Source organism: Streptococcus sanguinis, assembly GCA_013378335.1.
Classification (GTDB): domain Bacteria; phylum Bacillota; class Bacilli; order Lactobacillales; family Streptococcaceae; genus Streptococcus; species Streptococcus sanguinis_I.
Genome location: CP040556.1, coordinates 2254192 through 2267002 on the forward strand (window position 1 = coordinate 2254192; position 12811 = coordinate 2267002).

10 protein-coding genes and 4 pseudogenes are annotated in these 12811 nt (G+C 40.5%); 3 read left to right on the forward strand and 11 right to left on the reverse strand.

Annotated features, from left to right (window positions below; genetic code table 11):
• The 5 genes and pseudogenes from FFV08_11615 to FFV08_11635 all read right to left on the reverse strand — a co-directional run bounded on the left by FFV08_11615 (nucleotide 1) and on the right by FFV08_11635 (nucleotide 2037).
• Nucleotides 1–324, reverse strand: coding sequence for a hypothetical protein (locus tag FFV08_11615; GenBank protein QLB53165.1), 324 nt, complete (start codon nucleotides 322–324; stop codon nucleotides 1–3).
• Nucleotides 325–363: 39 nt separating this feature from the next.
• Nucleotides 364–564: pseudogene (locus FFV08_11620) on the reverse strand (diguanylate cyclase).
• Between the two features lie 172 nt (nucleotides 565–736).
• The gene (locus FFV08_11625; protein ID QLB53166.1) at nucleotides 737–1312 is read right to left on the reverse strand and encodes a diguanylate cyclase; all 576 of its coding nucleotides are present in this window, start codon (nucleotides 1310–1312) and stop codon (nucleotides 737–739) included.
• Between the two features lie 10 nt (nucleotides 1313–1322).
• A complete protein-coding gene (locus FFV08_11630; GenBank protein ID QLB53167.1) occupies nucleotides 1323–1643 on the reverse strand; it encodes a hypothetical protein in 321 nt (106 codons plus the stop codon).
• A 19-nt stretch (nucleotides 1644–1662) separates the two neighbouring features.
• Nucleotides 1663–2037: a nuclear transport factor 2 family protein gene (locus tag FFV08_11635; GenBank protein QLB53168.1), complete on the reverse strand. Its 375-nt coding sequence runs from the start codon at nucleotides 2035–2037 to the stop codon at nucleotides 1663–1665.
• Nucleotides 2038–2205: 168 nt separating this feature from the next.
• Here FFV08_11635 and FFV08_11640 point away from each other — a divergent pair.
• Nucleotides 2206–2951: pseudogene (locus FFV08_11640) on the forward strand (IS30 family transposase).
• 20 nt (nucleotides 2952–2971) lie between these two features.
• On the opposite strand, the gene FFV08_11645 reads toward FFV08_11640, so the two are convergent.
• Nucleotides 2972–3496, reverse strand: a complete 525-nt coding sequence (locus FFV08_11645; protein ID QLB53169.1) for an ATP-binding protein — start codon at nucleotides 3494–3496, stop codon at nucleotides 2972–2974.
• 192 nt (nucleotides 3497–3688) lie between these two features.
• Here FFV08_11645 and gshAB point away from each other — a divergent pair, with 192 nt between their 5' ends.
• A complete protein-coding gene (gene gshAB / locus FFV08_11650; GenBank protein QLB53170.1) occupies nucleotides 3689–5935 on the forward strand; it encodes a bifunctional glutamate--cysteine ligase GshA/glutathione synthetase GshB in 2247 nt (748 codons plus the stop codon).
• A 128-nt stretch (nucleotides 5936–6063) separates the two neighbouring features.
• A pseudogene (locus FFV08_11655) lies at nucleotides 6064–7001 on the forward strand (IS30 family transposase).
• 53 nt (nucleotides 7002–7054) lie between these two features.
• Here FFV08_11655 and FFV08_11660 read toward each other — a convergent pair.
• From FFV08_11660 to FFV08_11680, 5 genes and pseudogenes are all read right to left on the reverse strand, one after another.
• The gene (locus FFV08_11660) at nucleotides 7055–9739 is read right to left on the reverse strand and encodes a cation-translocating P-type ATPase (GenBank protein ID QLB53171.1); all 2685 of its coding nucleotides are present in this window, start codon (nucleotides 9737–9739) and stop codon (nucleotides 7055–7057) included.
• A gap of 250 nt (nucleotides 9740–9989) precedes the next feature.
• Nucleotides 9990–11089 (reverse strand): annotated as a pseudogene (locus FFV08_11665) (exo-alpha-sialidase).
• A 179-nt stretch (nucleotides 11090–11268) separates the two neighbouring features.
• A complete protein-coding gene (locus tag FFV08_11670) occupies nucleotides 11269–11820 on the reverse strand; it encodes an AAA family ATPase (GenBank protein QLB53172.1) in 552 nt (183 codons plus the stop codon).
• Nucleotides 11821–11936: 116 nt separating this feature from the next.
• Nucleotides 11937–12161 carry a helix-turn-helix transcriptional regulator gene (locus FFV08_11675; GenBank protein ID QLB53173.1) on the reverse strand — a complete coding sequence of 75 codons (225 nt, stop codon included), beginning with the start codon at nucleotides 12159–12161 and terminating at the stop codon, nucleotides 11937–11939.
• Nucleotides 12162–12163: 2 nt separating this feature from the next.
• Nucleotides 12164–12760: a DUF3796 domain-containing protein gene (locus FFV08_11680; GenBank protein ID QLB53174.1), complete on the reverse strand. Its 597-nt coding sequence runs from the start codon at nucleotides 12758–12760 to the stop codon at nucleotides 12164–12166.
• Nucleotides 12761–12811 lie beyond the last annotated feature (51 nt).

The following is a 12811-nucleotide window of genomic DNA, read 5'->3' on the forward strand; positions in this document are numbered from 1 at the left end:
TTAGCTTAATTTTGTAAAGGTTCCTTTGTAGTTAAGGAACTGATTGTCTGGTAGAGTAATGTTGGTATAGACAATGTCTTGGTTGAAATCTTCTACGTGAGTAACGGTAGAACCGTCTGGCTCTGACCAAGTAACCATGAAGACCTTGTCTGCAACTTCTGTTGCTGTATAAGTAACAGTCACAACCGCTTCAGCAACAGGTGCAGCATCACCGACGCTTGAAAAAGTCATTGTTTTACCATCTACATCAAAATTGAGATGATAAGCTAGGTCGCCAAATTGTGCTTTGTATGTGTGTCCGATAGGTGGAAATGTGTTTGTCATAATTATTCTCCTTTTAGTTTAATTGTGTTTATTATTTAATTAGTTTAAGATTGCGAAACCACCAGTCCAGGTGATTTGTTCACGAGCCGCTAAGCTGATTTGTAGGAAACCCATTGCTTCCAATTCACGTGCCCGTTTCAGGCTGCCTGCGTCTTTGACCGCTAGGTCGCTAGCTGCAAGAGCTTGAGCGATAGTGTTCTTGGCTTCCTCATGAACAAAAGCCAACAGTACAGTTGGCTGTAGGAAGTTTAAATACCAGAAAACTTCGTTTGGTCGCTTTTTTATTAATTTAAACCATTTATTTAAATAGCTTAATAGTAAAGATTTTCAAAAATCGAAATCTTTTTGTCCCAAACTCATTTCTATTTTTCATCCAATAAGTTGACAAATTTTACCTCTATTGCCAAGCTCATTAATCTAGAACTGCAAAGCCACCTGTCCAAGAAACTTGTTCTCTCGCTGCTAAGCTGATTTGTAAAAAGCCCATGGCTTCTAATTCACGAGCGCGTTTCAAACTACCTGCATCTTTGACACGAAGGTCACTTCCAGACAAAACTTCTTCAATTTTTGCCTTGGCATCAGCATGATCTGAGGCTAGTAAAACCGTCGTCATAGCTTGATCTGCTACTTTTCCTGTCGCCAAGCTTGCTCCAAAGGTCGTGTTAAATCCTTTCACAACAAAACTAGTTGGCAATTTTTCTTGAATCAGTGCAGCCGCTGAAGAATCAGCTGGAACTACTAGATCATCAAAGGTATCAAAATTAACTGGATTGCTAATATCAATTATAATTTTTCCTGCCAATTGGCTAGCATAAGTTGAAAGAATGCCCTCAATTGCCCCATAAGGGACTGCCAAGACAACAATCTCCCCAAAAGAAGCTGCTTCTTGGTCTTTTGTAATGAAATTAACTGTATTGCCAGCTTTTTCAAAACGACTAGCAATTGCCTGTCCCATATTTCCTTGTCCAAAAATTGTGATTTGTGCCATTGTATTTCTCCTAATTAATAAATTCAAATGTGCCTGAATGCGTCAATGTTTGTCGTTGTCCAAAGGCTTCTGGATCATTCCAAGACATGAACGCCCAAACTGTCCCTTCTGCAAGATTGATATGATGTGTGATAGAATTTCCAGTTGACTCAATCCAGCTAACACTGATAAGGTCATCTGTCAATTCCTTTGTATAAATCCTATCTGTCTCACTTCCCAAACCATCTTCAGCAAGGCTAGTCCAAGTCATCTTATTGTCTGCCAAGTATTCTAATTGAAATTGAAACCCTGTTTCAAAACGTACTACAGCTGTTCTACCTTCAAGTTTCATCTGCTTTTACTCCCTTTCATTACTTAATTGGAAACATGGCATTGCCATTCACTGCTTCGCTAGCTGGAACCTCTTCTTGCATGACATCCCAATGTTCAATAAATTTTCCATCTTCAACACGGAAATAATCTACCGCAATCATTGTTTTTCCAAACCAGTTTGAATAGCGACCATGCACTGCAACGATATTACCTTCTTCCATAGCAATACCTGGTTCATAAGAAATTTGGTTGTCTTCTGATGTGATAAATCCACGAAGGACATCCAAACCATTTGGCATGCTTGGGTTGTGTTGGATCATATCGTCTTTCCAAAAAGTTTCAACTTTTGCAAGATCTTTTTCGTTAAATACTGCGTTAAGATAGTTAATAGCTTGTTCTTTAAGTGTTGACATCGTTATTTACCTCGAAAAATATTTTTTGTTTAAGAAGTTCATCCTTAACCATGATTTTATTTTACATCCTTAGTGATAAGTTGTAAAATATAATGCTCAAAAAACTCATAGAGTTCAACCTCGTGTAAACTGTAAGTAACCACACTGATCAGAACACAGGAGAAATCTATGAGCTACCACCACCTTACCATAACTGAACGAATTAAGATAGAGACTTACCTAGAATTATGCCTCAAACCAATCCAAATAGCAAGAAAATTAGGAGTTCACAAATCAACCCTTTCAAGAGAATTAAGGCCTTGTAATGACACTTACTTCGCACAAGTAGCACAAACACACTATGAGAAACTGACTAAGCAGAAGGGAAGAAAATCGAGTTGGGCTCCTGAATTGATGAACGATTACAATCTTCATGGTCTCCAGAACAAATTTGTGGGCCTTATAAACTTGAAAAAAAGACCATGGTGTCCTTTAAAATCGTTTATAACTGTTATGCAGGGACGGTTTTAAGACGTAAAGGGAAAAGTCGATTGCCTCTAGAAACACGAGGAAAATTTACCATTGACACCTCTATTTCCAAACGTCCTAAAGAAGTCAAAACGAGAGAAACAGTCGGCCATTGGGAATTGAATACGGTCGTCTCCTCTCGCGGAAAGAATAAAGGGTGTTTGGCAACTTTTGTCGAGCGAAAGACACGTTTGTACTTAGCCTTTAAGATACCTGACCGCTCTTCAAAATCTATGTTCTCAGCCATTCAAGAACTGTGTAGGTTGATACCCAAAGACTTTCTAAAGACCTTTATATCTGACAGAGGAAAAGAGTTTGCCTGTTATCCCTTGGTAGAAGAGCTAACTGTAGCGCTAGATGCCATTAATCAGTGTCCACATAAATGTCTAGGTTATAAACCAGCTTAGGAGGCGTTCACGAGTGAAATTCAATAAAATTTGGACTTATTCTTGCAATTTATCTCTCCGAATTTATAATCCGAAAGCGTTTCTCCAGTTTTTGTCACCGTTATCCATTGGGGGAATACTTTTGACAATAATACTATCGGAATCAAGCTAAAATACCAAATAAGCATTACTTCAAAAATGAAGCGTGCATTATTTCCACGACGTATATACCGCTGGCGGTATTCTTCTTTGAGAGAAGGGTGTGGAATATATATATGAAACGGAACTTGCTCACGGATAATAACAGTCAGTAACATTCTAAACAAAAAAGTCAGAGAAACTAGCACTATTTTTCCTTCCTGATGTAAATCCATAGCTTTTTGAATATAAATTTGTTTATAATTTTTGTCCTTGATTGGCCGAGATACGGACTTACGCTCTTCCTTTGTCAAATGACTGACATACGAATTATCGTACTTAATATCAGACATCTCTAAATCCACAACCCTAGAATCACATTTTGCTAACGTTGTTTTTCCCATACCTGGAAAAGCGAATATAAACATAGAGTACCTCCTTTATGCAGCTAAATGATACTACCTCTTTTAAAAAAATTGCTTAAATTAAGAGATTTAAAAAGCAAGTGAATAGTCAATTCGTTCGAGCATTTCCTTCTCCATCTCCGTAGCAGAAAGTTGAGTTTATTTAACAAACTGATAAAAAAATAATAGAGAAACTAATTATTTCGAGGCCCAATCATGAACCTATCAAACGTATTTCAAAAATTATCCCCAAATACTCCCATCTTACAAGCTACCTTTGGTCTGGAGCGCGAATCTCTACGAATCAGTACTGAAAGCCGTGTCACTCAAACGCCACACCCTGAAAAATTGGGTTCTCGAAGTTTCCATCCCTATATCCAGACAGATTATAGCGAACCTCAACTAGAGCTCATTACACCGGTAGCACAGTCGACCACGGAAGCTCGTCGCTTCCTCGGGGCCATCACCGATGTGGCTATTCGCTCAATGGATAAGTCAGAATATCTTTGGCCTTTATCCATGCCACCTGTGATTATAGAAGAAGAGATTCAGATTGCCCAGTTGGAAAGCAACTACGAGTATCAATACCGAGTTGGTTTGGCAGAACGCTACGGCAAATTGCTCCAGTCCATATCTGGCATTCACTATAATTTTGAACTCGGCAAAGATCTGACCCAACAGCTCTTTGAAGTCAGTGACTATGATGATTTACTGACCTTCAAGAATACCCTCTATCTCAAGTTGGCTCAAAACTTCTTGCGTTATCGCTGGCTCTTGACCTACCTTTACGGAGCAAACTCGCTAGCAGAAAAAGGGTTTTTGACAGATGAAATTGGTTGCGTGCAGTCGATTCGTAACTCCAACTATGGCTATGTCAATGCCCCCGATGTTCACATTTCCTTCTCTTCACTGGAGCAATACGTGACCGACATCGAAAACGCTGTTGGTTCTGGGCAACTGTCCGCCGAAAAAGAGTTTTACTCTGCCGTCCGTTTACGCGGTGCTAAGACTAGCCGGGACTTTTTGACCAAGGGCATCTCCTATCTAGAGTTCCGCAACTTTGACCTCAACCCCTTTGAGCCACTGGCAATCAGCCAAGAAACACTAGACACCACCCGCCTCTTTGCACTCGCACTCTTGTGGCTAGACGACATGGAGCAAGTCGACGAAGAATTGGCAGTAGCTGCTACTCTCAACAACCAAATCGCTCTCAGCCATCCCCACACACCACTTCCTAAAGAGGCTGACGCCAAACCTATCGTGACAGCCATGAAGGACATCGCCGCCCACTTTGGACTGGATGACTATTATAGCCAGCTTATCACTGAGGTGGAGGCCTCTCTTCTTGATCCACGTTTGACCCTTTCTGGAAAAATAGCAGAGCAGGTTGAAGAAGGGTCCCTTGAAAAATTTGGCCAACAACAAGGACAAGCCTTTCATGACTACGCTTGGACAGCACCTTATGCCCTCAAAGGCTATGAAAACATGGAACTCTCCACCCAAATGATTCTCTTTGACGCCATTCAGCTGGGCTTGAACGTAGAAATTTTAGATGAGGAAGACCAATTTCTCAAACTCTGGCATGGTGACCATGTGGAGTACATCAAAAATGGCAATATGACATCCAAAGATAACTACGTAATTCCACTGGCCATGGCTAATAAGGTTGTGACCAAAAAGATTTTGGACAAGGCTGGTTTTCCAGTACCTGTGGGAGCAGAATTTGCTAACAAAGACGATGCCTTGCGGTACTACGGACAAGTAGCCAACTCTGCTATTGTTGTCAAACCCAAATCCACCAACTTCGGTCTGGGCATTTCCATCTTCCAAGAGCCAGCTAGCCTTTCTGGCTATGAAAAAGCCCTAGACATCGCCTTTTCGGAAGATAGTCATGTGCTAATCGAGGAGTTTGTGGCAGGGACCGAGTACCGTTTCTTTATCTTGGATGGAAAATGCGAGGCTGTCCTGCTCCGCGTCGTGGCCAATGTCGTAGGCGACGGAAGTTCAAGCATCCGAGATTCAGTCGAAAAGAAAAACCAAGACCCTCTGCGTGGTCGCGACCATCGCTCACCTCTTGAAATTATCAATCTGGGTGATATTGAATTACTCATGTTAGAACAGCAGGGTTACACACCTGATACAGTCTTGCCTGAAGGTAGCCAAACCTTTCTGCGTGGTAATTCTAATATCTCAACTGGAGGCGACTCCATTGACATGACTGACCAGATGGGCGAGAGTTACAAACAACTAGCTGCCGATATGGCGACTGCTATGGGGGCTTGGGTCTGTAGAGTCGATTTGATTATCCCAGACTACACCAAGCCTGCTAGTAAGGAGCTACCAAATTGCACCTGTATCGAACTCAACTTCAATCCTGCCATGTACCTGCACACCTATACTTACGTAGGGCCAGGACAACGTATCACACCGAAAATTTTACGGAAGTTGTTTGGAGAGATATGAGAATAAGAACAGAGATTTTTTGAGCTTACTTTTTTATATTCCCAATTTGTAAAATTAAGCTAGACAGAAAAAGCCATCTATGTTAGGCTCAGATAAACACCACATTTGTCTGAAAGGAACTAACATAAATGACCTATACTCATCTTACCTCAAATGAACTCGTAATGATAGAGGCTTACTATCAAGAAGACATAAAAATTTCAGATATTGCGAACTCACTAGGAAGATCGAAACAGACAATCTACACTGTCATCAACTATCTGAAAGAGGGGCACTCTGCTTATGATTACTATAACCGATATAAAGTCAATAAGAAACGCTGTGGTCGGAATAAAACAAGGCTTACGCAAGCAGAAAAAGATTTTATCCAAACTCATTTAGAACAAAATTGGAGCCTTGATGTCATTAAAGGAACTTATCCAGATAGGGTTTCTTGTTCTATGAGAACTCTCTATCGACTAGCAGACCGTGGTATTTTCAAGAAAGAGGATCTCCCTTGGAAAGGCAACAGAAAACCAAATGGTTATAGCGAAAAACGTGGAAAACAAGCGTTTCGCAGAGATTTACGTGAGAGAGCAGCTATTTATCCTAATTTTATGACAGAATTTGGTCATCTAGAAGGGGGATACCATTGTTGGCGAGAAACACAAAAGTGCTGTCATTACCTTAGTAGAACGCCTCTCAAAAGTCATCATCACACTGAAAACTAATGGACGGAAAGCAAGTGATATTGAGGTTTCCATCAACCAATGGTTGTCTCAAGTTCCCAGCCATCTTTTTAAGTCAATAACTTTTGATTGCGGGAAAGAATTTTCTAATTGGAAGTCTATTTCGAATGCACATGACATTGATATTTTCTTTGCGGATCCAGGATGTTCTGGTCAACGAGGTCTCAATGAACATTCTAATGGCTTATTAAGACGAAATGGATTACCGAAACAAATGGATTTTACTACTATTTCTTTTATCAGCTATAGCTGATAAAAGAAATAGAATTCCTAGGAAATCATTGAATTATCAATCACCCTACCAAGTTTTTCTGAGTTACTTGAAAAGTCTAACTTAATTTGACAATTTAGCATTTCAAAAGTTTTTGCCTAGAGCATTTCAGTGCTTGCGTTAGATCGCTTTTTCATCCATGCCCAATTTACGCTGTACAAATTTTACAATTTCTACAACAACAATCATGAGGGCTGAAGCAATAATAGGCGCCAACCATTGAGTTGGAGTCAAAATTGAAAGCTTGAAGAAGGGAGTAAAGCCTGGAATAGTCAAGGTTGCTGCCAAGAGCAAGAAGGAAGCTACGATAGACCAGTTAAAGAGCTTATTCTTGAACGGACCAACTGTAAAGATGGATTGGTAAACTGACTTCACGTTGAAGGCCTGTACCAACTGGATCAGACCAAGAGTCAAGTAAGACATAGTCAAGGCATCTGCGTGAATTTCAGCGTAAGTACTGTGCTCTGGATAGAGAAGGGCATAGCCGTATACACCCAATACAAGAGCTGCTTGCAGGATACCCTGGTAGATGATAGATCTCAAGACACCACCTGAGAAAAAGCTTGAGTTACGTCCACGAGGCTTATGCTTCATAACATCAGGTTCAGCCGGCTCAACACCAAGAGCCATCGCTGGAAGGGTATCTGTTACCAAGTTAAGCCAAAGAATGTGAACTGGCTCCAATACATCCCAACCAAAGAGGGTTGCAAGGAAGATAGACAATACTTCTGCAGTATTAGATGACAAAAGATATTGAATTGTTTTTTGGATATTTGAGAAGACCTTACGTCCTTCTTCTACTGCTACGATAATGGTTGCGAAGTTATCATCGGCAAGAACCATATCAGAAGCACTCTTAGAAACCTCTGTACCTGTAATTCCCATACCGATACCGATGTCAGCTGTCTTAAGAGATGGCGCATCGTTGACCCCATCACCTGTCATGGCAACAACCTTACCGTCATTTTGCCAAGCCTTAACGATACGAACTTTGTGCTCTGGAGATACACGAGCATACACTGAGTATTGCTTGAAGACTTTTTGAAATTCTTCATCAGTGAGTTCATTCAACTCAGCTCCAGTCAAGACATGATCTTCTGTATCATTTGGATCGATGATGCCAAGACGTTTGGCGATAGCTTCAGCCGTATCCTGGTGGTCACCAGTGATCATGATTGGACGGATACCAGCTTCCTTAGCGACACGGACAGCTTCTGCAGCTTCTGGGCGCTCAGGGTCAATCATGCCGACCAAGCCAGAGAAGATGAGGTCAGACTCAACAATTTCAGATTCCAAGGTTGGCACAGCATCCACGTATTTATAAGCCATCATCAAGACACGAAGGGCTTGTTTAGCCAAGTCTTTATTGATTGCAAGGATAGCATTTTTATCTTTTTCTGTGATCGGACGAACTTCCCCATTGACTTCAATACGAGTCACACGTTTGAGCAATTGGTCAGGTGCACCCTTAACGGCTACAAAGTAAGAACCATCTGCTTCCTTATGGATAGTAGACATAAGCTTGCGGTCTGAGTCAAATGGCAATTCAGCCACACGTGGTTCATCCTTCAAGACTTCACGGACGTCAAAGTTGTGGTCCAAACCAAACTGTACAAGGGCAGTCTCAGTTGGGTCTCCAATCAATTTCCCTGTTGGATCAACTTTTGTATCGTTGGCAAAGTTCATAACACGAAGCGTTGTATTGCTTGCATCCAAACCTTCTTTAGCGTCAATCAACTGACCATTTGTATAAACTTTCTCAACTGTCATCTGGTTCATCGTCAAAGTACCAGTCTTATCTGATGCAATGATCTCAGTTGAGCCGAGAGTCTCAATCGCAGGTAATTTACGGATAATGGCATTCCGTTTAGTCAATACTTGTGTACCAAGTGACAGAATAACTGTAACGATAGCAGGCAAACCTTCTGGAATAGCTGCTACCGAAAGGGCTACCGCCACCATTAAAGCTTTTAAAGGATGTTCTCCACGAACGAAGACACCAACTAATAAGGCAATGACTGCAATCACAACGATTAAGTAAGTCAAAGTCTTAGACAATTGGGTCAAGTTTTGCTTCAAGGGTGTTTCCGTTTCGTCTGCGTTGGCTAGCATATCAGCAATCTTACCAACTTCAGTATACATACCAGTATTTGTTACTACTCCAGTACCACGACCGTAAGTAACGTTTGAGTTTTGGTAACCCATATTCACACGGTCACCAATTCCGGCTTCTGCTTCAACTGTCTCGGTAATATCCTTTTCAACTGGAACAGATTCACCAGTAAGGGCAGCTTCCTCAATCTTAAGTGAGGCAGCTTCGATCAAACGCATATCTGCTGGAACAACATCACCTGCTTCTAGCAAAACAATGTCTCCAGGAACCAATTCACGTGAATCAATTTCAACCACATTGCCATCACGACGCACACGGGCCATAGGGCTAGACATATTTTTCAGAGCTTCAATGGCTGCTTCAGCTTTCCCTTCTTGATAAACCCCAAAGGTAGCATTGAGGACAACAACGGCCAAGATGATCATAGCGTCTGTTAAGCCATCCATTCCTTCTGTAATGACAGAAAGTGCCGCTGCCACAAGCAAAATAATAATCATCAAATCCTTAAATTGGTCAAGGAATTTCATCAAGAGGGTTCGTTTCTCCCCTTCATCCAATTCATTTCGACCATAAGTCGCTAAGCGTTCTTGAGCTTGAGCAGTTGACAAACCTTCGATAGATGAGTCCAAGTTCTTTAGGACTTCTTCTGCGGTTTGTGTGTAAAATAAGTCTTTATTTTGTTCTTTAGACAAAATAATCTCCTCCTTCTAAATAGGGAAAAATGGCTAACAAGACTCTTTTTATATAAAAAATCATACAAAAAGAGACCAGTTTAATTAAAAACAGGCCTCGCTGTTTAAGAATATGCCGGAAATGTAAAATTTCGTAATGACGACATAATCGTAACCTTTAATCAAATCTCATGATTAAAGTCGCCTGCTACTCCCTCGATTTGTCATCTATTATAGCAAAATTTTCAATTATTTTGCAAGAAAATGAAAATTATTTTTCAACGCCCACACCAGAAGTAGGGTTATAAAGGCCTTCTGTCTCACGTTTTGCTCCAAACAGGTCTTCTAGTGAGAAGCGAACATATTTGACACATAGGCGATTTTATGGGCATAAACCAAATGAAGAAGGCCGTCCTTGGATTGATAGAGAGTTGGGTATTCGTATTGCAGGTTGTTGGTCTTGTTTTCGGCACCAATATAGCCCTCTGCCTGTTCAAAGACACGTCCAATCGGCCATGTTTTACCGAAGTCTTCAGTGATGGAAACAGCGACAGGATTTCGCAATCCGGACCACGAAACTTTACCAAACTCTGGATTAGCCGTCGCATTTACATTGTAAGCAAGAGCAATTTCACCTGTTTGCAGTTTGATTGCAGAGATGCTAGTATTATTATTTGGTAGAACCGTTTTTTCTGGAACAGTCCAACTGTCGCCATAATCATGAGATTCACTAATATAAACATTATCTGCAAAGCGACTGCGTATAAAGGCTACTAAGTGTCCTGGCTTCACTTCAATCAAATTAGCATGAACACGGCCTGCTGAATCTGGCATGCGGACCACTTTCCAAGTTTATCCAGCATCATCAGACACACGAAATTCAGTTGGATCATTGGTCAGTCCCTCGGGTAAATCTTCACAAATCCATGTAGCAAAAATCCATCGACCATTGCTGAGAATTTGAATAGCCTGGCGAGAGAAAGTTCCTTCTTCTGGGAAAAGGACTTCTGGCTCACTCCAACTCTGACCCTCATCTGATGATTTTTGAACCATGATGATGGAAGTAAACTGCATATTGTCTTTTCCCTCTTGGCGGCCCAACTGCGATGTATAAATCAACCAAATCAAGCCATCTGGTGCACGGAAGAAGGCCGGGTTTTGCTCTGAACGATCCACACCTTTTGAAACAATGACAGCTTCAGACCAGACTTGGGTTGTTGGATCCAGTTTTGAAACTGCAATGGAAATATCGCCGCTTCCTTCAAAAGAACCTGCAAACCAAGCACATAGCAAACCACCATCTTCTGTTTCGATGAGGGCTGGGGCATGAGCAGTAGCTTTTCCGCCAGTTGGAATCAAACCAAAATCAATATTTAAAAATTCATCACGATTTCATTCTCAAAAAATAAAATATTATTCAGAACATGATAATATCAAGGTTTATAGGGTTGTGAAAAAGATATTATTTAACCCTTACAGAAGTTAAATAATGGAGATAAAGAAAGTCCTTTGAAACGTTGATTTCAAAGGCTTTTTTCTTTTATTGACATTTAAACAAAAAATCTATCTTCTGTTTTTATGACATTCATAGTTTCTTTGATATCTAAATGATCCGTATAAAGTAAATAGTCTGGATTAATATTTTTAGCTAGAAACTCTTTTCTGGATTTGATTGATAAGTCACCCGTTCTTTCTATTTCCTCTCTGGATAAATCCCTTTCTTTAAGCCTTTCTTCTTCTGCCAGCAATACACAGTATTTTAATCTTGTTTGTCTAGCCTTTAAAAAATCTGTAATTTTTTTGATTTGTTCCTCAAAGATGACATATTCTATGATGACTGTCATACCTCTATCAAGTAAATTACTGGTAAGGCTAATGATATTGTCCCAGAATAAATCCATATAGTAGTCATCGTCTTCCCAAGGTGCTACTAAGCCGCTTTTAACCATTAAATAAATCATGTCGCCTTCTATTACAGCACTCTTGTTAAAAGAATAGGCTAATTCTTTACTGACACTGCTTTTCCCAACACCTGGAGGACCCGAAATGATATAAACACAATTTTCCAACCTAATACCTCTATAATCTACATACTTGCTCATATTATAGCATTTATTGGAAAAAGATAAAAATGCTGATTCATTTACAAATAGAATACTCTAAGCATCAAACTGCCTAGAGTATTCTCGTTTATGTCACTAGCAGGTCTCGAAAAGAATTATGCCTCCTCTTTCTGTCTGAGTTCAAAGAGGTCTTCTACTTTCAGATTGAAGACTTGAGCAATTTTGAGAGCCATTTCCAGCGAAGGATTGTAACGGTTATTTTCCAAGTGCAGAATTGTCTCTCGCCTCATGCCGATACGGTCGGCTAGCTCCTGCTGGGTCATGCCCATGGACTCACGAACAGATTTGAGATTAGTGATGATCTTGCTTTCTTTGGCCATGCTTATCCTCTCCGTTCTAAGATAAGATAGACAACCGCAAAGATGCAAATCAAGGCAGCTATGCTAATAAAGAGCTGGCCCATGTAAAGAGTGAGAGAACCCATGTACCCAATGATGACTGCTAGGATCATCAGTGCGCCTAGTATAAAAACAAACATCAAGCTAGCTGCCTTAGCTAGATTAGCATAGAAGCGTTCGTCTGGAGTTTCCTTGATATTTTTAAAAGCAAAAAAGCAAAATACAATCACTTCAATAACGAGGCCAACTCCCAAAATCCATTCTTTAATGCCGAATCTTTCGCTTGGGGTCGCAACCCAAATCCCTACTGTATAAAAAATGCTTGCTGCAAACAAAAGCATCGTGTACAGCTTAGCAGACAAGTCAAAAATAGTCCTTCCCTTACCTTTCTGACTCTTATGAGGCCATGGTTTCATGTGCAGCCAGCCCCAAATAGCTACAATCTGACCTAACACTGAAATACCGAGAATAATCAACTTAGGCCCCCAACTAAGATTAGAACCAAATAAAACAGTAAAATCAATAAAGAGAGCTGCGGCAATCATTGCAATGAGGCCACCCGTTTTTTGACTTTTTTTCATGATAGACTCCTTTCGTGGTGTTAGAAATATTTAACACTCTTTATGTTATAA

What these genes read in the sequence shown, in the direction of transcription:
- FFV08_11635 (QLB53168.1), bottom strand. Translation starts at nt 2,037, where the DNA reads ATGTCAACACTTAAAGAACAAGCTATTAACTATCTTAACGCAGTATTT.
- FFV08_11680 (QLB53174.1), bottom strand. Translation starts at nt 12,760, where the DNA reads ATGAAAAAAAGTCAAAAAACGGGTGGCCTCATTGCAATGATTGCCGCA.
- FFV08_11625 (QLB53166.1), bottom strand. Translation starts at nt 1,312, where the DNA reads ATGGCACAAATCACAATTTTTGGACAAGGAAATATGGGACAGGCAATT.
- FFV08_11645 (QLB53169.1), bottom strand. Translation starts at nt 3,496, where the DNA reads ATGTTTATATTCGCTTTTCCAGGTATGGGAAAAACAACGTTAGCAAAA.
- FFV08_11675 (QLB53173.1), bottom strand. Translation starts at nt 12,161, where the DNA reads ATGGCCAAAGAAAGCAAGATCATCACTAATCTCAAATCTGTTCGTGAG.
- FFV08_11615 (QLB53165.1), bottom strand. Translation starts at nt 324, where the DNA reads ATGACAAACACATTTCCACCTATCGGACACACATACAAAGCACAATTT.
- FFV08_11670 (QLB53172.1), bottom strand. Translation starts at nt 11,820, where the DNA reads ATGAGCAAGTATGTAGATTATAGAGGTATTAGGTTGGAAAATTGTGTT.
- gshAB (QLB53170.1), top strand. Translation starts at nt 3,689, where the DNA reads ATGAACCTATCAAACGTATTTCAAAAATTATCCCCAAATACTCCCATC.
- FFV08_11630 (QLB53167.1), bottom strand. Translation starts at nt 1,643, where the DNA reads ATGAAACTTGAAGGTAGAACAGCTGTAGTACGTTTTGAAACAGGGTTT.